General features: G+C 73.9%; 20 protein-coding genes. 12 read left to right on the forward strand and 8 right to left on the reverse strand.

The window, feature by feature from the left end; translation table 11 throughout:
- Window positions 1–37 precede the first annotated feature (37 nt).
- The 10 genes from AB0C21_RS36280 to AB0C21_RS36325 all read left to right on the forward strand — a co-directional run bounded on the left by AB0C21_RS36280 (window position 38) and on the right by AB0C21_RS36325 (window position 8,041).
- Complete coding sequence (locus AB0C21_RS36280) at window positions 38–2,773, forward strand: AAA family ATPase (RefSeq protein ID WP_500210454.1); 2,736 nt, start codon at window positions 38–40, stop codon at window positions 2,771–2,773.
- A 139-nt stretch (window positions 2,774–2,912) separates the two neighbouring features.
- Window positions 2,913–3,452, forward strand: coding sequence for a MauE/DoxX family redox-associated membrane protein (locus AB0C21_RS36285; protein ID WP_500210455.1), 540 nt, complete (start codon window positions 2,913–2,915; stop codon window positions 3,450–3,452).
- A 16-nt stretch (window positions 3,453–3,468) separates the two neighbouring features.
- Window positions 3,469–4,035: a hypothetical protein gene (locus AB0C21_RS36290; protein ID WP_500210456.1), complete on the forward strand. Its 567-nt coding sequence runs from the start codon at window positions 3,469–3,471 to the stop codon at window positions 4,033–4,035.
- Window positions 4,032–4,355 (forward strand): hypothetical protein, encoded by a 324-nt coding sequence (locus tag AB0C21_RS36295; protein WP_500210457.1) that lies wholly within the window; start codon window positions 4,032–4,034, stop codon window positions 4,353–4,355. The genes AB0C21_RS36290 and AB0C21_RS36295 overlap by 4 nt, the downstream gene beginning before the upstream one ends.
- Window positions 4,356–4,434: 79 nt before the next feature.
- The gene (locus AB0C21_RS36300; protein WP_500210459.1) at window positions 4,435–5,010 is read left to right on the forward strand and encodes a hypothetical protein; all 576 of its coding nucleotides are present in this window, start codon (window positions 4,435–4,437) and stop codon (window positions 5,008–5,010) included.
- Complete coding sequence (locus AB0C21_RS36305; RefSeq protein ID WP_500210460.1) at window positions 5,007–5,375, forward strand: hypothetical protein; 369 nt, start codon at window positions 5,007–5,009, stop codon at window positions 5,373–5,375. The genes AB0C21_RS36300 and AB0C21_RS36305 overlap by 4 nt, the downstream gene beginning before the upstream one ends.
- A 52-nt stretch (window positions 5,376–5,427) precedes the next feature.
- Complete coding sequence (locus AB0C21_RS36310; RefSeq protein ID WP_500210461.1) at window positions 5,428–5,733, forward strand: hypothetical protein; 306 nt, start codon at window positions 5,428–5,430, stop codon at window positions 5,731–5,733.
- A 221-nt stretch (window positions 5,734–5,954) separates the two neighbouring features.
- Window positions 5,955–6,281 (forward strand): hypothetical protein, encoded by a 327-nt coding sequence (locus tag AB0C21_RS36315; protein ID WP_500210462.1) that lies wholly within the window; start codon window positions 5,955–5,957, stop codon window positions 6,279–6,281.
- A 12-nt stretch (window positions 6,282–6,293) separates the two neighbouring features.
- Window positions 6,294–7,484: an imidazolonepropionase gene (gene hutI / locus AB0C21_RS36320; RefSeq protein ID WP_500210464.1), complete on the forward strand. Its 1,191-nt coding sequence runs from the start codon at window positions 6,294–6,296 to the stop codon at window positions 7,482–7,484.
- A gap of 20 nt (window positions 7,485–7,504) precedes the next feature.
- Entirely contained in the window at window positions 7,505–8,041 is a 537-nt protein-coding gene (locus AB0C21_RS36325; protein WP_149264069.1) for a ferritin-like domain-containing protein, read from the forward strand.
- A gap of 18 nt (window positions 8,042–8,059) precedes the next feature.
- Here the strand turns inward: AB0C21_RS36325 and AB0C21_RS36330 are convergent, their stop codons facing one another.
- From AB0C21_RS36330 to AB0C21_RS36340, 3 genes are all read right to left on the reverse strand, one after another.
- Window positions 8,060–8,551, reverse strand: a complete 492-nt coding sequence (locus tag AB0C21_RS36330) for a flavin reductase family protein (protein ID WP_500210478.1) — start codon at window positions 8,549–8,551, stop codon at window positions 8,060–8,062.
- Window positions 8,536–10,239 (reverse strand): signal peptide peptidase SppA, encoded by a 1,704-nt coding sequence (sppA, locus tag AB0C21_RS36335; RefSeq protein WP_149264068.1) that lies wholly within the window; start codon window positions 10,237–10,239, stop codon window positions 8,536–8,538. Before sppA ends, AB0C21_RS36330 begins: the two co-directional genes overlap by 16 nt.
- An 86-nt stretch (window positions 10,240–10,325) precedes the next feature.
- On the reverse strand, window positions 10,326–10,814 hold the full coding sequence (locus AB0C21_RS36340) for a PaaI family thioesterase (protein WP_500210465.1): 489 nt from the start codon (window positions 10,812–10,814) through the stop codon (window positions 10,326–10,328).
- 129 nt (window positions 10,815–10,943) lie between these two features.
- On the opposite strand from AB0C21_RS36340, the gene AB0C21_RS36345 reads away from it, so the two are divergent.
- Window positions 10,944–11,801 (forward strand): NUDIX domain-containing protein, encoded by an 858-nt coding sequence (locus AB0C21_RS36345; RefSeq protein ID WP_500210466.1) that lies wholly within the window; start codon window positions 10,944–10,946, stop codon window positions 11,799–11,801.
- Window positions 11,802–11,970: 169 nt separating this feature from the next.
- Here the strand turns inward: AB0C21_RS36345 and AB0C21_RS36350 are convergent, their stop codons facing one another.
- The 3 genes from AB0C21_RS36350 to AB0C21_RS36360 all read right to left on the reverse strand — a co-directional run bounded on the left by AB0C21_RS36350 (window position 11,971) and on the right by AB0C21_RS36360 (window position 15,169).
- Window positions 11,971–12,321, reverse strand: coding sequence for an ACT domain-containing protein (locus AB0C21_RS36350; protein ID WP_353821207.1), 351 nt, complete (start codon window positions 12,319–12,321; stop codon window positions 11,971–11,973).
- A 9-nt stretch (window positions 12,322–12,330) separates the two neighbouring features.
- Window positions 12,331–14,565: a 1,4-alpha-glucan branching protein GlgB gene (glgB, locus tag AB0C21_RS36355; RefSeq protein WP_500210468.1), complete on the reverse strand. Its 2,235-nt coding sequence runs from the start codon at window positions 14,563–14,565 to the stop codon at window positions 12,331–12,333.
- A 394-nt stretch (window positions 14,566–14,959) separates the two neighbouring features.
- Complete coding sequence (locus tag AB0C21_RS36360) at window positions 14,960–15,169, reverse strand: hypothetical protein (RefSeq protein ID WP_500210469.1); 210 nt, start codon at window positions 15,167–15,169, stop codon at window positions 14,960–14,962.
- Window positions 15,170–15,383: 214 nt separating this feature from the next.
- Between AB0C21_RS36360 and AB0C21_RS36365 the strand changes: the two genes are divergently transcribed.
- Window positions 15,384–16,151, forward strand: a complete 768-nt coding sequence (locus tag AB0C21_RS36365; protein WP_500210470.1) for a GntR family transcriptional regulator — start codon at window positions 15,384–15,386, stop codon at window positions 16,149–16,151.
- A 75-nt stretch (window positions 16,152–16,226) separates the two neighbouring features.
- Here AB0C21_RS36365 and AB0C21_RS36370 read toward each other — a convergent pair whose 3' ends face one another.
- Together AB0C21_RS36370 and AB0C21_RS36375 are read right to left on the reverse strand one after the other, a co-directional pair.
- Window positions 16,227–17,696, reverse strand: a complete 1,470-nt coding sequence (locus tag AB0C21_RS36370) for a maltokinase N-terminal cap-like domain-containing protein (RefSeq protein WP_500210471.1) — start codon at window positions 17,694–17,696, stop codon at window positions 16,227–16,229.
- Window positions 17,693–18,041 (reverse strand): alpha-glucosidase C-terminal domain-containing protein (locus AB0C21_RS36375; RefSeq protein WP_353821204.1); only part of this gene is annotated, 349 nt, incomplete at its 5' end. The genes AB0C21_RS36370 and AB0C21_RS36375, both read right to left, overlap by 4 nt.

The following is an 18,041-nucleotide window of genomic DNA, read 5'->3' on the forward strand; positions in this document are numbered from 1 at the left end:
TCGATCTTGATTGCCGGGCCGGGTGGCGGAGGGCGCCATGTTGTACGGCAGAGCCGCCGAACGCGCGGAGGTGGAGCGCCTGGTGGCGGGGGCGCGGGCCGGGTCCGGCGGGGCCGCGGTCATCCGGGGGGAGGCCGGGATCGGCAAGACCGCGCTGCTGGAGCACGCCGCGGACGCGGCGGGCGGTGCGCTGGTCCTGCGCTGCGCCGGCTGCCCCTCCGAGGCGGAGCAGCCGTTCGCGTCCCTGGAGTTGATGCTGCGGCCGGCGCTCGGCCGGTCGGGCGACCTGCCCGCCGATGACGCCGAACGGCTGCGCGCCGTCGGCGAGTCGGGTACCGGAGGCCGCGAGGAGCTGTTCCACGTGCGCCGCGCCATGCTCGCGCTGCTGCGCCGGCTCGCCGCCGCTCGTCCGGTGTTATGCCTGGTCGATGACGCGCAGTGGCTGGACGCGGCGTCCGCGGACGTGCTGGTGTTCGTCGCCCGCAGGCTGGGGGGCGAACCGGTCGCGCTGCTGGCGGCCGCCCGCGACGAGGCGACGTTCGGGTCGTCCGGCCTTCCGCAACTGCGGTTGCCGCGCCTCGCCCCGGACCCCGCCGCGGCGCTGCTCGCCGAGACCGGAGGGGACCTCTCCCCGCCGGCCCGGGAGCGGGTCATCGCCGAGGCGGACGGCAATCCACTGGCGCTCCGGGTCCTGCCCGCCTCCCTGAGCCCGGCCCAGCGAATGGGCCGCATGAACCCGTGGACGTTCCACGACGGCACCTCTCCGGTCTCCGGAACGTTCCAGGCCGAGGCGTCCGCGCAGCTGGCGGCGCTGCCGCCCGCGACGCAGACCGTCCTGTCGGCCGCCGCCGCGGACGACGCCGGCGACACCGCACGGATCGCGGCGGCGGCCGAGCGGCTGGGCGCGACGGTCGCGGACCTGGCGCCCGCCGAACGAGCCGGGCTCCTGGCGGCGAGCGGCATGACCATCGGCTTCGCGCACCCGCTCGTGCGGGCCGCCGCCTACCACCGCGCCACCACGGTCGAGCGGCGCGCCGTGCACCGGGCACTGGCCGAATGCGCCGGGGACGAGCACGCCGAGCTGCGCGCCTGGCACATGGCGGCGGCGACCGTGGGGCGCCGCGAGGACGTCGCGGCGGAACTGGAACGCTCCGGCCGACGATCGGGCGGCTCCCGCGCCTACGCCTGCCTCGCGCGGTCGGCGGAGCTGACCCCCGACGCCGGAATCCGCTCGGCCCGGCTCGCGGCCGCCGCCCTCGCGGCGAGCGACGCCGGGCTGTACGGCGGAGCGACCGAACTGCTCGCCCGGGCGGATCGGCAGGCGGCGGGCCCGGCCGCGCGCGCCGGGCTGGCGCGGGCGGGGGCGGCGGTGGAGGCGGAGTGCGGGTCGCCGCGCACGGCGTGCCGGACACTGCTCGACGGGGCGGCGCCGATCGCCGGACGCGACCCCGAGGAGGCGCTACTCATGCTGGGCGAGGCGGTCCGGTGCGGCTGGGAGGCGGGCGACGCGCGGCTCGTACGGGAGGCGCTGGACGCGATGGGGACGGTCGCGCCGCCCTGGGACTCGCCGCTGGCCGCGTGGCCGCCGGCGCTCGCCGCGTCCGTCGCGTCGGGAGCCGCGGAGGCCGTCGTCACGCTGACCGGTGTGGCGCGGCGGTCGCTCCCGGCGGGGACGGGCCGAAGGCTGGCGGCCGCCTCCGCCGCCATCGCGGACGGCGCGTACGAGGCGGCCGAGGACTACGTCCGGGACTGCCGGGAGCACGGCCTGGCGGGGCGGCTGCCGCACGCGATGCAGACGCTGGCCCACGCGCAGCTCGAGCGGGGCCGGCACCGCGAGGCCCGGGAGAGCGCGGCGGAGGGACTGCGGCTCGCGGGGGACGGCCGGCGGCACCGGGCGGGTCACCTGAGCTGCCTGCTCGGCTGGCTCGCCGCGGTCGAGGGGGACGGGGAGCGGTGCGCGCGCCTGGTCGCCGCGGGCATGGAGCATGCCCGGACCGCGAGGATCACCCCGACCGTCTCCCTGGGGACGTGGGCGCTCGCCCTGCTCGACCTCGGGCACGGGCGCAACGCGGACGCGCTGGCCCGTCTGGAGGACGTTCCGGACGGCGTGCCGGAGGCGGGTCCGTTCACGAGCGCCGTCCGGCAGGCGGCCGACCGGGTGGAGGCGGCGGTGCGGTGCGGACGGCCAGAAAAGGCGGAGCGCTCCCTTTCTTTTCTCGAACGGCAGGCGGTGCTGAACCCCGCGCCCGTCACGGCGGCGATTCTTCAGCGCTGCCGGGCGCAGCTGTATTCCGGAGAGAAAGCGGAACGGCATTTCACGGAGGCCGTCGCGTTCGGCCGCAGGAAGGGCGGTAATCGCTACGAGCTGGCGCGCACTCACCTGCTGTACGGTGAATGGCTGCGGCGGGCGCGGCGGCGGGCCGGGGCGGGGGAGCAGCTGAGCCGCGCCATGGAACTGTTCGAGGAGCTGGGGGCGCGGGTCTGGGCGGAACGGGCGCGCACCGAGTTGGAGGCCGCCGGCGCCCGCCCGGCGGGAGCGGAGCCCCGGGGTGTCCGGATCGGCGGTCTCACCCACCAGGAACTCCAGATCGTGCGCCTCGCGGCGGCCGGCGCGAGCAACCGGGAGATTGCGGCCCGGCTCTATCTCAGCCCGCGGACCGTGGGGAACCACCTCTACCGCGCGTATCGCAAGCTCGATGTCCGGACCCGGGGCGAACTCCGCGGGCTGGACCTGGGCACCGGCGCGGGCCGTGCTCCGTCCGCCGCGGATTGAGCAATCCGGTCCGCCCCATTGAGTAATCGACTCAATTCGCGTGTGCGCGAAACGTGTATTGACGAGGTTATCCACGTGGGTTACAAAGATCACAGCGAATGACACGCTTTTCTCCCATGAGTGTGAGGTCCGCCTCGTCATGGCAATTTCCGACCCCGTTCTCGTCTGCGTCAACTCCGCCGCCGCGTCCGTTCTTTTTGTCGCGGGCGTCGCGAAGAGCGTTTCCCCGGGCCAGCTGCGGCGGTCGTTGAACGAGCTGTTCCGCCCGCCCGGAAAGGGGATCACCACCGCCCACGTCCGCGTGTTCGCGGCCGTGGAGCTGCTGACGGCGCTGTCGCTGACCGTCGCCGCCGCCCGCCCGGCCGGCGCCTGGGCGGCGGGGCTGCTCGGCGCCGTGTTCGCGCTCGCCGGAGTGCTCGGCCTGCTGCGCGGGGCGGGGACCGCCTGCGGCTGCTTCGGCGGCGCCGCCGACCGCCCCCTCGGCTGGTTCAACGTGCTGGTCGGAGTGCCGCTCATGGCCGTCCCGGCGGCGAACCTCGCGGCCGGTGCCGGGGACGGCGCCGCGTCCTACTTCTTCCAGGCCGCCACCGGGCTGGCGTGCGGCGCGCTGCTGCTGTGCCTGTGGACCCGCCGCGGCCTGATCAAGAACCTGACCCGCCCGCTGCCCGCATCGCGATAGACGGAGGAAACACCGCATGATGGAGATCTTCTTCGGCGCCGTGCTGCTGCTCCTGGTCGCGGCGGTCGTGCTGCTCTTCGCGATGCTCGGAGAGCTGACCTCCCGGCTGCCGACCGAGCGGGAGGCCGCCGCCGCACGCGACCCCGAGATCTGGGCCCTGGAGGACGCGCGGCTCGGCGTGGAGCCCTCCCGGTGGCCCGCCGAACTGGCCGGGCTGTCCGCCGCCGGGGCCGCCGACCCCGACGCCGCCCGGCCCGTCCTCGTGCTCAGCACAGCCTGCTCGACCTGCAAGGACGTCGCCGCGCAGCTGTCGGAGGAGCTGGACCGGGGCGCGGACGCGGACATGGCCGTCATCGTCTCGACCGCGGAGCGGGAACGCGGTGAACGCTTCGTCGAGCAGTACGGGCTGCGGCGGCTCCCCCACTACGTCGATGAGGGCGGCTCCTGGGTGGCGGACGAGTTCAACGTGCGGATGAGCCCGACGGCGCTGGTCATGCGCGGCGGGCGGCTGGAGTCGGCCCTGGTCTTCCAGGATGTCCAGGCCCTCAGGACGAAGGTCCACGAACCGAAGGGAGTGTCATGAGCACGATGACGCACGGGTCCGCCAAGAAACGGGGCGCCGCGACCGCGGGGAGGTTCGCCCGCCGGGGGTTCCTCGGCGCGCTGGGCGCCGGCGGCCTGACCGCCGCGTCGGCGATCTTCGGCAAGTCCGCCCCCGCCTACGCGATCTGCCAGAAGAACTGCTGCAACCTCGCCGTGTGCCCCAACGTGTCGATGACGACCTGCCGGAACAACGCGGACTACATCTGGGGCTGCGCCATGAGCGCCTACCTGCACTGCTCCTGCTGCGAGGCCTACTACAGCGGCAAGCAGCACTCCGCGTACTCCTGCCAGTACAACTGACGGGACGCTGATGGTCGTCTGGCTGGTCATCGGCGGGATCGGCGCGGTCCTGCACGTGCTGAGCCCTTGAGGAAGGTCGATGGCCGGAGTCTCCGGCCCTCTGATACGCCGCCGTCCGGCGGACGGCGCGCGGTTCCTCGCCGGCCTGGCGCTGGGCGGGGTCCTGTCGGGCCTGCTCGTCGCGCTGCTGCTGTACGTGGTGGGGCGCGGCGTGCACGAGGCGGTGCCGGAGACGCCGCGGGCGCTGGCCCTCGCGGCCGTGGCCCTCGGGTTCGGGATCGCCGACCTGGCCGGCCGCACGCCCCACGTGTGGCGGCAGGTACCGCAGGTGCTGGTGCACCGGCTGGCGCCCGGGTTCCGCGGCGTGGTCTGGGGTTTCGACCTCGGGCTGCTCGTCACGACGCAGAAGGCGGTGTCGCTGGTCTGGGTCACGATCGCCGCCGTGGTGCTGCTGGACCCGTGGATGGCCGCGCCCGTGATGATCGGAATGGCGCTGCTGTCCAACGTCGGCGTCGTGCTGTGGAGCCTGCGGTTCACGCCCGCGATGACCGACATGGGCACGAGAAGGGAACGGCTGTGGCTGAGATCGATTCGCGCCCTGTCCGGGACGGCGCTGGTGACGCTCGCCGTCGCGACGATCGTCCAGGCGACGTGAGCGCGCGCCCCGCCGAGGGCGTGATCGTGGTGACGAGGTTCGAGTGCCCCGGCCTCTGGAAGCTCCTCGTCCTGGTGTTCCTCCACAGGCGGATGGCGCGCGAGGTCCGGCGGCACGCGACCGGGTTCCTCGGAAGCTCCCTGCTGGTCGGCTGGCGCACCCGGACGCTGCTCAACGTCTCGCTCTGGCGGGACATGGACGGCGTCCACTCGATGGGACGGGTGCGCCGGCACGTGGACGCCACCAGGGTGCCGTCGAGGCTCGGCGTCGCCACGTCGGGCGGAATCTACTCGTTCACCGGCGACTGGAAGCAGGTGATGTTCGGCATCGACAGCGAGGGCGTCTCTCCTGTCCGCCCGCTGTGACCGGGAACCGGTCATCTGGATCAGACTTCGTACATGAGAAAGGACGGCCGAGATGAGTTCGGACTTCCAGCTGCCGACCAACCACGGGATCGCCGTCGTGCAGGAGATGGACGACGGGACGAAGAAGGTGGTGGTGTGCGACTCCGTCGTCGGCGGCGAGCCGCAGAACGTCTACGCCATCCACTTCAAGTGCCGTTCGCTGCGCGTGGGGCCGGGGGTGCGGATGGAGCGCGCCGCCGGGGGCAGCCACACCCGCCAGACCGTCGAGGTCTTCGCCGAGGAGCGCGGCGTCGTGCACCTGAGGGCGATGCAGCGCGGCGCCATCCCGGTCCTGGAGGCGGAGGCGCGCCGCCGCTGACGTTCCCGGCGCTTCTGTCGCGTACCGCGGCCTGCGCCGTCCTCCTGGCCGCCGCCGGATGCTCCACCGGCGGGCGGGACGGCGGCGCGGCGCCGCCGCCCCGACCGGCGGAGACGGCCGCAGGCGCCGCGACCGCCGGTCCGCGGGGGCCCGACGGGGCTCCGGGGTGCCGCCCGGCGTCGCCCGTCGCCCCGTACGGCGCCGCCGACTACGGGGACGGGATGCCGGAGGTCCGCGGCACCGGCCACGGCATCCGCGCCTGGGGCCTGATGATGCCGCAGGACCGCTACCCGCCGCTGCGCGCCGGCCGCGACCTCAAGATCGTGTGGCGGGTGACGGGGTCGGGGCCGCTGCGGCTCACGTCCGTCGACCCGCGCGGCCGGGAACGCCCCGTCGTGTGGGGGCCGGAGCCCCACGGCGGCAGCAGTTTCCAGCGCCCCGGCCAGGAGTGGGGCGCGGGCTACCGGATCGGCGAGCCCGGCTGCTGGCGGTTCCGGGTGCTCCGCGGCGGCGGCACCGCCGACGTCTGGCTGCGGGTGGCCGCGTGAGATCCTGCCCCGGTGAGCACGGTCGATCCCACGAGCACGGTCATCACCGGCATCGGAGAGCTCGTCACCAACGATCCCGCCGCGGGCGGCGGCCTGGCCGTCGTCCGCGACGCCGCGCTGGTGATCGAGGACGGCGCGGTCGCGTGGACGGGGCCGTCCTCGTCCGCGCCCGCCGCCGACGAGTCGTTCGACGCCGCCGGGCGGGCGGTGCTGCCCGGCTTCGTGGACTCCCACGCCCACCTGGTCTTCGCCGGTGAGCGCGCCGAGGAGTTCGCGGCCCGGATGAGCGGCGAGAAGTACGCCGCGGGCGGCATCCGCACGACCGTCGAGCGCACCCGCGCCGCGTCCGACGACGAGCTGCGCGCCAACGTGCGCCGCCTCGTCGGCGAGATGGCCCGCCAGGGCGTCACGACGGTCGAGTGCAAGTCCGGCTACGGCCTCACGGTCGAGCAGGAGGCGCGCGCCGTCCGGATCGCCGCCGAGTACGCCGACGAGGTGACCTACCTCGGCGCCCACGTCGTCCCCGCCGAGTACGCGGGCGACGCCGCCGGGTACGCCCGCCTCGCCGCCACCGACATGCTCGCCGCCTGCGCTCCGCATGCGCGCTGGGTGGACGTCTTCTGCGAGGAGGGCGCCTTCGACGCCGACCAGGCCCGGGAGGTCCTCACGGCGGGCGTGAAGGCGGGCCTGCTGCCGCGCCTCCACGCGAACCAGCTCACGCAGGGGCCCGCCGTGCGGCTCGCCGTCGAGTTGGACGCCGCGTCCGCCGACCACTGCACGTTCCTCAGCGACGCCGACGTGGACGCGCTGGCGTCGTCACGGACGGTCGCGACGCTCCTGCCCGGCGTCGAGTTCTCCACCCGGCAGCCCTACCCGGACGCGCGCCGCCTCCTGGACGCCGGGGCCACCGTCGCCCTCGCCACCGACTGCAACCCCGGGTCCTGCTACAGCTCCAGCATGGCGTTCTGCATCGCCGTGGCCGTCCGCGACATGCACACGACGCCCGCCGAGGCCGTCTGGTCGGCGACCGCAGGCGGCGCCCGCGCCCTCCGCCGCACCGACGTGGGGCACCTGACGCCGGGCGCCCGGGCCGACGTCCACGTCCTCGACGCGCCCTCCTACATCCACCTCGCCTACCGTCCCGGCGTGCCCCTCACACACGCCGTGTGGAAGCACGGGCGCCGGGTAGACGACTTCCAATAGTCGACTGTGGAGGCCCCTAGATGGCGGAGTTCCTGACGGACATCAAGACCCTGCGCGAACGTGCTCGGCAGGAGATCGATAAAGGCCCGATCACCGAGGCGTACGGTGCGGACCTCGAGCGCGTGATCCAGGTCTGCAACGAGGCCCTGGCCACGGAGATCGTGTGCGTGCTGCGGTACAAGCGGCACTACTACACGGCCACCGGCATCCACGCCGAGACCGTCGCGAGCGAGTTCCTCCAGCACGCGGCCGAGGAGCAGCAGCACGCCGACATGCTGGCGGAGCGGATCGTCCAGCTCGGCGGCGAGCCCGACTTCTCCCCGGACACCCTCACCACCCGCGCGCACGCCGAGTACAACGCCAGCCTCGACCTCGTCGAGATGCTCAAGGAGGATCTGGTGGCGGAGCGGATCGCCATCGCCTCCTACACCGAGATCATCCAGTGGCTCGGCGACGGCGACCCCACCACCAAGCGCGTCTTCGAGCAGATCCTGGCGCAGGAGGAGGAGCACGCCGACGACCTGCGCGGCTTCCTGGAGCGCTTCCCGAAGGCGTAGTGCGCCGGGCCCGCGGCCCTAGACGGACAGGTAGCGCCGGGCGACCCTCACCAAGGGGGGCCGCCCGGCGCTGACGTAGTCGGTCGAGAGGACCTCGGCGATGAAGAGGGTGTGGTCGCCCGCCTCGACGGTCTGCCGGGTCTCGCACTCCAGGGCGGAGACGCCCGCCTCGGGGACGAGGGCGCCGGAGTGCTCGCCGCGGTGGTGGGGCTCGCTCGCCAGCAGGATGCGGGCGCTCGGACGCCCCTCGGCGGCGAACCGGCCCGCCAGGGCGCGCTGGGCCGAGGACAGGACCGTCGCGGCCCAGCGCGGGCGCCGGCCCAGCACCTCCGTGAGGTAGGACGAGGTCGTCACGCTCGCCACGACCATCGGCGGCTCCAGCGACACCGACATGAACGAGGTGACCGTGGTGCCGAGGTCGTCGCGGCCGTCGCGGACGGTCAGCACGGCGACGCCCGTGGCGAAGCCCGCGACGGCCTCGACGAACGCGCCGCTCAGCGGATCTCCCAGGAGCCCGGCAGGGTGAGCGGGCCGGCGGCGGGCAGGCCTAGGCGCGCGGCGAGGCCGCCGAGGGAGCCCCAGCCGTCGAAGCGCGCGGCCGCGGCGGCGCGGTCCTCGCTGGACTCCGGCGGACGCAGCCGCTCCAGCGGCGAGGTGTGCGGGTAGAGCCGGACCGGGGCGTCGGAGGCCAGGCCCGCCTTCTTGCGGGCGATGTCGAGGGCCAGGTCGATGCCGCCCAGCTCGTCGACGAGGCCGCGCTCCCGGGCGTCCGCGCCGGTCCAGACCCGGCCGCGGGCCAGCTCGTGGACGCGCTCGCGGGTCAGGTCGCGGCCCTCGGCGACCTTCGCGGTGAAGTCGTCGTAGATCCGGTCGAGGGAGGCGTTGACCCGCTCCCACTCGGAGTCGCTGAAGTCCTTGGTGGCGCTGAACATGCGGGCGTGGTCGCCGTCGGCGACGGAGCCGAGGCCGATGCCGACCCGCTCCAGCAGGTCGTTCACCACGGCCTTGCCGACCACGACGCCGATCGAGCCGGTGATGGTGCCGGGCTGGGCGACGATCGTGTCGGCGGCCATCGCGACGTAGTAGCCGCCGGACGCCGCGACGTTGCCCATGGACACGACGACGGGCTTGCCGGCGCGGCGGGCGAGCACGACCTCGCGCCAGATCGCGTCGGACGCGACGGCGGAGCCGCCCGGGCTGTTGACGCGGAACACGATCGCCTTGACCCGCTCGTCCTTCACCGCGGCGCGGAACGCCGCGCCGACCGTGTCCGAGCCCATCGCGGGGCCGGAGTTCGGGAGCGGGCCGCCGCGGCCGCTGCGGCCGAGCCGGATCGGGCCCTGACCGTTGATGTAGGCGACGACGTCCTGCTTGCCCGGCTGCGGGAGGCGGCCCGCGAGGCCGTGCGCGCGGTTGTAGCGGGAGACGAAGCGCAGCTGCGCCTCCTCGCCGAACCGCTCGCGCAGGCCGCCGTAGACCTCGTCGCGGTAGGCGAGGCCGTCGACGAGGCCGGCCTCCAGCGCCTCGGCGGCCAGCAGCGGGCCGCGGTCGGTGAGCTCGCGGACCTCGTCCTCCGGCAGGCCGCGGGCGGCGGCGATCCCGGCGGTGATCTGCTCGCCCAGCGAGGTGACGAGGCGCTGCGACGACTCCTCGTGCTCGGGCGTGTAGGTCTTCTCCATGAACGTGTTCGCCATGGTCTTGTACTCGTAGCGCTTGGCGAAGCGCGGCTGGACGCCCGCCTTCTCCAGCGCGCCGGCGAAGAACGGCTCCTCCAGCGCGACGCCGGTGAGCCCGACCTCGCCGGTGGGCTGGAGGTAGACCTTGTCGAACCCGGTGGCCAGGTAGAACGGGACGGTGCCGCGGCCCCCCTCGCCGAACGTCTCGGCCCAGGCGACGGTGAGCTTGCCCGCGTCCCGCAGCCCCTGGACGGCCTCGCGCAGCTCCTGGGCGAGCGCCAGCCCGATGGTGCCGGTGACCTTCACGACGAGGGCGCGCACGCGACTGTCGGAGCGGGCGCGGCGCAGCCCGTCCAGGACGTCGCGCAGGCTCGTCCGGCGCATGGACAGGATGGCCGAGACGGGGTCGGACGGCGCGGTCTCGACGATGCCCTCGGTGAGGTCCAGTTCGAGGATCAGCGGGGCCGTCCGCCGGTCGCGGGCCTGTTTGATCACGTTGACGACTGTGCCTGGATCCACCATGGGCCCAGCCTATGTGCTCTCCCGCCCCCGTTCCGGGTGTCCCCGGCGGGTGCCGGCCGCCGGGGGAGCGGCGGCGGGGGAGTGGGTCAGCGGGCGAACGCCTTGTTGGGGATGACGCTGGCCGACGCCTGGGCGACCGGGCGGCCGCGCTCGTCGGCGACCACGGCGTTGGAGACCATGCGGGTGCCGCCGGGGTGCACGCACGTCCCGGTCACCGTGTAGGTCTCGCCCGCCCGGACGCCGCGCAGGTAGTCGACGTTCAGGTTGAGCGTGAGCATCGGCATGAAGTGCTCGCCGGTGCTGCTCGCCGCGAGGCAGACCGCGTTGTCGAGGATCATCGCGATGTACCCGCCGTGCACGGTGCCGCCGGGGTTGCAGAGCCGCTCGCCGGGCGTCCACCGGATGGAGACCCGGCCTGGTTCGGCGGCGGCGATGTCCTGCCCGATGAAGTCGTTGATGTCGGAGATCTGCGGGAACCGTCCGTCCGCCATGGCCTGGATCAGCTCGGCGCCCGACAGGGTGTTCCACAGGTCGGCCGCCTCGCGATGGGCCTCCGGGGTCGCCTCGACGCTCACACCACACTCCCTGATCACGATGACCTCCGAATGGTATTCGGCGAGCGGGGCGGAGTCGGGGCGAGGGCACTGTGCCCTTCGTCACGGGACCGGCCTGCACCGCGGGTCCGCGGCGCTATCGTCGGACGCATGGGAGACGGCGACGGCTGGGCCGCCTGCGAGCTGGGCCACACGCACTGGGGGCGGTTCGGCGCCGCGGGCCTGCTGGCCTACCACCGCGACCCCTCCGGCCAGGTGTGGGTGCTGCTCCAGCAGCGCGCGTGGTGGGGCCTCGGCGGCGGGACGTGGGGCATGTTCGGGGGCGCGCTCCACAGCCACGAGGACGTCGTCACCGGCGCGCTCCGCGAGACGTCCGAGGAGTGCACGCTCGACACGACGACGGTCGCCGTCCACGGGACCAGCGTCGAGGACCACGGCGGCTGGTCCTTCACCTCCATCGTGGGCTCGCTGCCCGAGCTCGCGCGGGTGCTGCCCGCGTCGCGGGAGACGCGCAGAGCCGAATGGGTGCGCGCGGAAGAGGTCACCGACCGCAACCTGTTCGAGCCGTTCGCGCGCTCCTGGCCCCGCCTGCGGAACGCGATGCAGGAGCTCGTCCTCGTCGTCGACGCGGCGAACGTCGTCGGTGCCCGCGCCGACGGCTGGTGGAAGGACCGGGCGGGCGCGAACGCGCGGCTCCGCGACGACCTGAAGCGCCTTGACGGCGGCGTGCAGGGCCTGCCGAGCGGCCTCTTCCCCTACGACCGCTGCTTCCCGGAGGTCGTCCTCGTCGTCGAGGGAGCGGCGCGCGGCGTCGCCGACGAGCCCGCCGACGGCCTGCGGGTCGTGGCCGCCCCCGGCAGCGGCGACGACACGATCGTGGACCTCGTCCGGCAGGGCCGCCCGGGGCAGGCCCACCTGGTGGTCACGGCCGACCGCGAGCTGCGCGCCCGCTGCGAGGCGGCGGGCGCCGCCGTCACCGGCCCCCGCTGGCTGCTAGAACGCCTCTAAGCTGTGTTCAGAGTCCCGGCCCACTTCGCTCGCCTGGCGGCTCGCTACGTGACCGGGCCTGGGCGAACGCGGCATCGCTTCGCGATCTGCCCGGCGCCGCTCGCCTCCGGCTTCGCCGCACCGGGCAGGTCACGCGTTCGCGCGTCGACGAGGCCACTTCGAGTCGGATCTAAGCTTCGACGCGGTGGCCGGCGTCGCGCAGCGCCCCCGCCGCGGCCTCCGACCGGTGCTCGGGGACGAGCACGAGGTCGGAGTGGTACGTCGAGACGACGAAGACGGACACGCCGGCCTCGGCCAGCGGCCCCACGATCCCGGCGAGCACGCCTGGCGTGTCGAGGCCGCCGTCCGGGTCGCCGTAGAAGCCGACCCAGCGCTCCGCCTCGGTGAACGGCGAGGCGTCCCGGATCACGGTGAGGCCCTCGGGGGCGCGGATGAGCGCGACCCACTCGTCGTCCTCGGGGAACGTCGCGTGCGGGAGGTGCTCCACCAGGAACTGCCCGGGGACGATGTGCAGGCGCATCCCGTCACCCTATTCAGGGACGAGCCACACCGCTCCCAGGGGCGGGACGCGCATCTGCGCGGACGCGGGCAGCCCGTGCCACGGCTCCGGGACCGCCTCGACGCTGCCGAGGTTGCCGACGCCGCTGCCGCCGTACTCGTAGGCGTCGGTGTTGACCAGCTCGCGCCACCGGCCCGCCTGGGGCAGGCCGAGCCGGTAGTTCTCGTGCGGGCTTCCGGCGAAGTTGACGACGCACGCGACGACGGGCGGTTCGCCGCCCTCCCGGGCCGGCGTCCCGTAGCGCAGGTAGGACAGGGTGTTGCCGCCCGCGTCGTTGCCGTCGATCCAGCGGAACCCCTCGGGGTCGCTGTCGCGCGTCCACAGCGCCGGCTTCGACCGGTAGGCGAGGTTCAGGTCGCGGACGAGCTTCTGCAGCCCGAGGTGGTTGGCGCCCTCGGCGGCGTTCTCCAGCAGCCACCAGTCCAGCGGGCGCTCCTCCGCCCATTCGGTGCCCTGCCCGAACTCCTGGCCCATGAACAGCAGCTGCTTGCCGGGATGCGACCACATGTAGGCCAGCAGCGTGCGCAGCCCCGCGAACTGCTGCCAGGAGTCGCCCGGCATCTTGCTCAGCAGCGAGCCCTTGCCGTGGACGACCTCGTCGTGCGACAGCGGCAGGACGTAGTTCTCAGAGAACGCGTACACCAGCGAGAACGTGATCTCGTTGTGGTGGTAGTGCCGGAACACCGGCTCGTGGCGCAGGTATTCGAGCGTGTCGTGCATCCAGCCCATGTTCCACTTGAAACCGAACCCGAGCCCGCCGAGATGGGTCGGCCGGGACACCCCGGGCCACGCCGTCGACTCCTCCGCGATCGTCACGACGCCGGGGTTGCGCTTGTAGACCGTCGCGTTCATCTCCTGGAGGAAGGAGATGGCCTCCAGGTTCTCCCGCCCGCCGTAGATGTTGGGCGTCCACTCGCCCTCCTTGCGCGAGTAGTCGAGGTACAGCATCGAGGCGACGGCGTCCACGCGCAGCCCGTCGATGTGGAACTCCTCCAGCCAGAACGACGCGTTCGCCACCAGGAAGTTGCGGACCTCGGCGCGCCCGAAGTTGAACACGAGCGTGCCCCAGTCGGGGTGCTCGCCGCGCTTCGGATCCTCGTGCTCGTAGAGGGCGGTGCCGTCGAACCGGGCCAGCGCCCACTCGTCCTTGGGGAAGTGGGCGGGCACCCAGTCCATGATGACGCCGATACCGGCCTGGTGGAGGCGGTCGATGAGGTAGCGGAAGTCGTCGGGGTCGCCGAACCGCGCGGTGGGCGCGTAGTAGGAGGTGACCTGGTAGCCCCAGGACGGGCCGTAGGGGTGCTCGGTCACCGGCAGCAGCTCCACGTGCGTGAAGCCCATGTCGCTGACGTACTGCGTCAGCTCGTCCGCCAGCTCCTTGTAGCCGAGCCCGGGGCGCCACGACCCGAGGTGCACCTCGTAGGCGCTCATGGGTTCGTGCAGCCAGTCGTGGTCCTTGCGCGAGTCCATCCACGCGCCGTCCTCCCACTCGTAGGAGGAGGTGAACACGCGGGACGCCGTCGCGGGCGGCCGCTCGGTGGCCTGCGCCATCGGGTCGGCCTTGGTGCGCCACACGCCGTCCGCGCCGAGGATCTCGTACTTGTAGCAGACGCCGTCGCCGACGCCCGGGACGAACAGCTCCCAGACGCCGGTGGAGCCGAGCGACCGCATCGGGTGCGCGCGGCCGTCCCAGTGGTTGAAGTCGCCGACCACGCGCACGCCCCGCGCCGTGGGCGCCCACACCGCGAAGCCCGTCCCGGTCACGGTGCCGAACGCGGAGGCGTAGGAGCGCACGCGGGCGCCGAGCGCGCGCCACAGCTCCTCGTGCCGCCCCTCGCCGATCAGGTGCAGGTCGAGTTCGCCGAGCGTCGGCAGATGCCGGTAGGAGTCGTCCTGGATCGACTCGGCGCCGTCCCCGTAGGTGACGGCGAGCCGGTAGTCGGGGACGGCGAGGGGCGCCTTGTCCGCACCGGCGCCCGCGAGCGACGTCCCGGCGGGCAGCGTTCCGGCGAACAGCCCCTGGTGGAAGTGCCGGAGCGGATGCCGGTCGCCGTTCGGGAGCACGACCTCGACCTTCTCGGCGAGCGGGCGCAACGCCCGCACCGTCACCCCGTCCCGTCCGGGATGCGCCCCGAGGACACCGTGCGGATCATGGTGGTCGCCGCCGACGAGCCTGTCGATCTCCGCGCGCGTCACCCGTGCCATGACGTCATGGCCTCCCGTCCCTGAGCCGTTTTATCCCAATGAGGGTGCCCCGAGAAGCGGCGCTCTCACATGCCCGGCCCACCTGTTTTCGCGAGCCGGCGCCCACCTGCGGGAGCCGCTCGGGCGCGGGTGCCGCCGGGTACGGGTGTGGTCGCCTGTGCGGGTGTTGCGACCGCACGGCCGGCACGACTCTTCGTCGTGGGGTCGCGCCGAATGCGCCGACCGTGCGGCCACGTCTACCTCGCCCCAGGGGTGACGCCGACCCCACCGCCCAGGGCTCCATTCCTGTGTCACCTCAGCGCCACAGGTACCTTCCGTACCGGAATGTCCCGGCCCGGCCCGCCCCCGCTCGCGGGCCGGGCGGCCCCGCCTCCCCTGCCTTCCGTCACCGGTCTCAGGACTCCCCGCGCCTCTGGTCGAGCAGCATCCGGCGGAGCCCCTCCGCGTCGTCCGCGGCCACCGTCATCGCACATCCCGCCTGGAGTTGGGCGTCGGTGAGGTCGCCGCTGCGGGTCGCGTACCAGCGTCCCGCGTCGCTGCGCCACACCTGCCAACCCGGAAACTCGCCCTCGATGGCCGCCTTCAGATCCTCGAAGTCGCCCATCAAGGTCGTCCCTTCCCCGGGGCCGCGCTTCTGTATACAAAAGTCTTACTCGGCCTGAGAGGTGTCAAGCTGTCCGTAAGCGGACCGTGCCCCCGCGGATAGCGCCCGGAAGGTATGGATGACAGGAGGGACGCGCAGGATCGAACGCGGCGTCGAACGCTGTCCGAACGCCGCGGCAGGCCCGAGGCCCGGGGGTGCGCCCGAGGAGAGGGAGGTGACGCCGGTGCCGGACCGTCCCGCCTACCTGCGCATCGCCGACACCCTGCGAGAGGGGATCCGGAACGGCAGCCTTCCGCCGGGGACGCGGCTGCCGACCATCGCCGAGCTGTGCGACGCCCACCGCGTCTCGGAGATCGTCGTGCGGCAGGCGGTCGCGCTGCTGCGCGGGGAGGGGCTGGTGGAGACCCGCCGCGGCGGCGGCACGATCGTCCGGGTCGTCCCGCCGGCCCGGCGCGTGGCGATGGACCGCTACCGCGCGGTGAGCGAGCCGATGGCGGTGCCCGAGACCACGTTCACCCGCGACCAGAAGATCACCTGGGAGGAGTACCGGCTCGACCGCGAGTTCTCCCGCGTCCGGGCCGACGACGACCTGGGCGCGCTGTTCGAGCTGCCGTCCGGCACCGAGCTGCTGCGCCGCCGGTTCGTCTTCTACGCCCGCGAGGAGCCGCAGCAGATCTCCGTGAACTACCTGCCGTGGGACGTGGTCGGCGACACGCCCGTCGCCGACCCGGCGCGCGAGCCCTGGCCCGGCGGGACGCTCGCGCAGCTGGCCTACCTCGGGCACCCGCCGATCCGGGTCGAGGAGGCCGTCCGCTCCCGCATGCCGACCCCGGAGGAGGCCGAGACCCTGCGCATGACGGGCGGGGTGCCGGTGCTCGCCATCACCCGCCGGATGCTGTCGCGCGCCGGCGTCATGGAGGTCTGCCGCGACATCGTGCTGCCCGCCGACCGGGTCGTCCTGGACTACTCCATCGACCTGTGACGCGGCCCGTGAGGAGGCCCATGGCACGACATGCGGCGCGGCGCGATCCGCGGAGCGCGCGCGGTCCCGGCCCGGTCAGCCCGCGAGCCGGGCCAGGGACCGCAGCGGCACGGGGAGCCACGACGGCCGGTTCCGCGCCTCGTAGCGGATCTCGTAGACCGCCTTGTCGAACTCGAACGCCCGCACCAGCGACGCGTGCTCGGCCGGGTCGGGCCCGCCCGCGGCCGCGTAGCCGGCGCAGAACGCCGCCCGGTTCCGCTCGGCCCACGCCTGGGCGCGCAGCTCCAGCGCGTCCGCCGCCTGCTGCGGCAGGTCCGCGTCCCTGACCAGCAGGAACCGCGCGGCGTACTCGAACGAGCGGAGCATCCCGGCGACGTCGCGCAGCGGGTGCGCGGGCGCCCGGCGCTCGGCGGGCGCGCGGGCCGGCTCGCCCTCGAAGTCCAGCAGCATCCACCCGGAGTCGGTGCGCAGGACCTGGCCGAGGTGGTAGTCGCCGTGCACGCGCTGGAACGGCAGCGGCACCGCCTCGGCGGCGACCCGGTCGAACACCTCGCGGATCGCGGGCGCGTACGGGCGCAGCTGCGGGACCGCGGCGGCGACCTGGTCGAGCTGCTCGTGCATCGCGAAGACGATCTCCCGCACCAGCTCGGGCGGCGCCTGCGTCACGCCGAACGCGGCGGCGAGGTCGCGGTGCACCTCGGCGGTGGCCGCGCCGAGCCGCTCGGCCTCGGCGGCGAAGTCGCCGCCGGCCGCCCCGGGGTCCTCGGCGGTGAACGCGGGCGGCGCTCCCGGCGGCGCCGGCTGCGCGAACCAGTCGCGGACGCTGGTGAGCGCGAGCTGCCAGCCGTCCGTCGCGGTGCGCAGGAACTCCGACAGCAGCGCGAGCGTGGCCGGCTCGCCCTCGCCGGACTCCGAGCCCGCGGCCCCCAGCGCACCCGGTTCCAGCTCGATCCATCCGTGCACGCTCGGGATGTGCTCGGAGCCCCGCCGCGAGAGCGCGAGGTTGACCTCCAGGTCGGGGCTGACGCCGGGGGACAGGCGGCGGAACAGCTTGCAGATGTAGGCGTCGCCGAAGATCAGCGAGGTGTTGCTCTGCTCGGCCGGGATCGGCGTGCCGTCCAGGTCCGTGCGGATGCCGGTGCCGGGCGCGCGGCGGAAGGTCAGCGGCCCGACCGTCCGCTCGTCCGCCATGAGGGCCAGCAGCGGGCGCGTCAGCTCGGTGTCGTGCGCGGCGTCGTAGACGTAGCCGGTGATCCCCTGCTCGGGGCCGTCCAGCCGCCCGATCGCGACCGGCGCCAGATGCTCGGGCAGGTCGCGGCGGACGCCGAGGAGGAGCTGGTAGTGGTCGGTGGCGCCGTCCTGGCGGACGTCGATGACGAGGTGGTGCAGGGCGGGGTCGCCGGGGCGGAGTTCGGTGGCGGTGCCGATGGCGAGCTCGTGGATGGGGCCGTCCTTGCCGCCGAACCAGCGCTGCCGGGGCAGCCAGCCGGACAGGAGCCGGACGAGGGAGTCGTCGGTCGGCAGATCGGACGGCGCCACGGTCACATCACTCCCTCTCCCTGCTCCTGCTCGTCCGGCGGCGGCGGAAGCAGGAACCAGTAGAAGCCGTGGCCCGGCAGGGTCAGCAGGTAGGGGAGTTCGCCGATGGCCGGGAACTGCACGCCGCCCATGCACTCGATCGGGGACGAGCCCCGGAAACGCCGCAGGTCGAGTTCCACGGGCTGCGGGAACCGCGAGAGGTTGTTCACGCAGAGGACGGTGTTCGTGCCGCCCCACTGGTTGGCGTCCCCGCCGTTGATCTCGCGGGTGAAGGCGAGGACGGAGGGGTTGGAGGCGGACAGTTCGACGTAGGAGCCGACGCCGAAGACGGGGTGGCGCTGCCGGATCTCG

Source organism: Spirillospora sp. NPDC049024, from assembly GCF_040649235.1.
Lineage (GTDB): Bacteria > Actinomycetota > Actinomycetes > Streptosporangiales > Streptosporangiaceae > Spirillospora.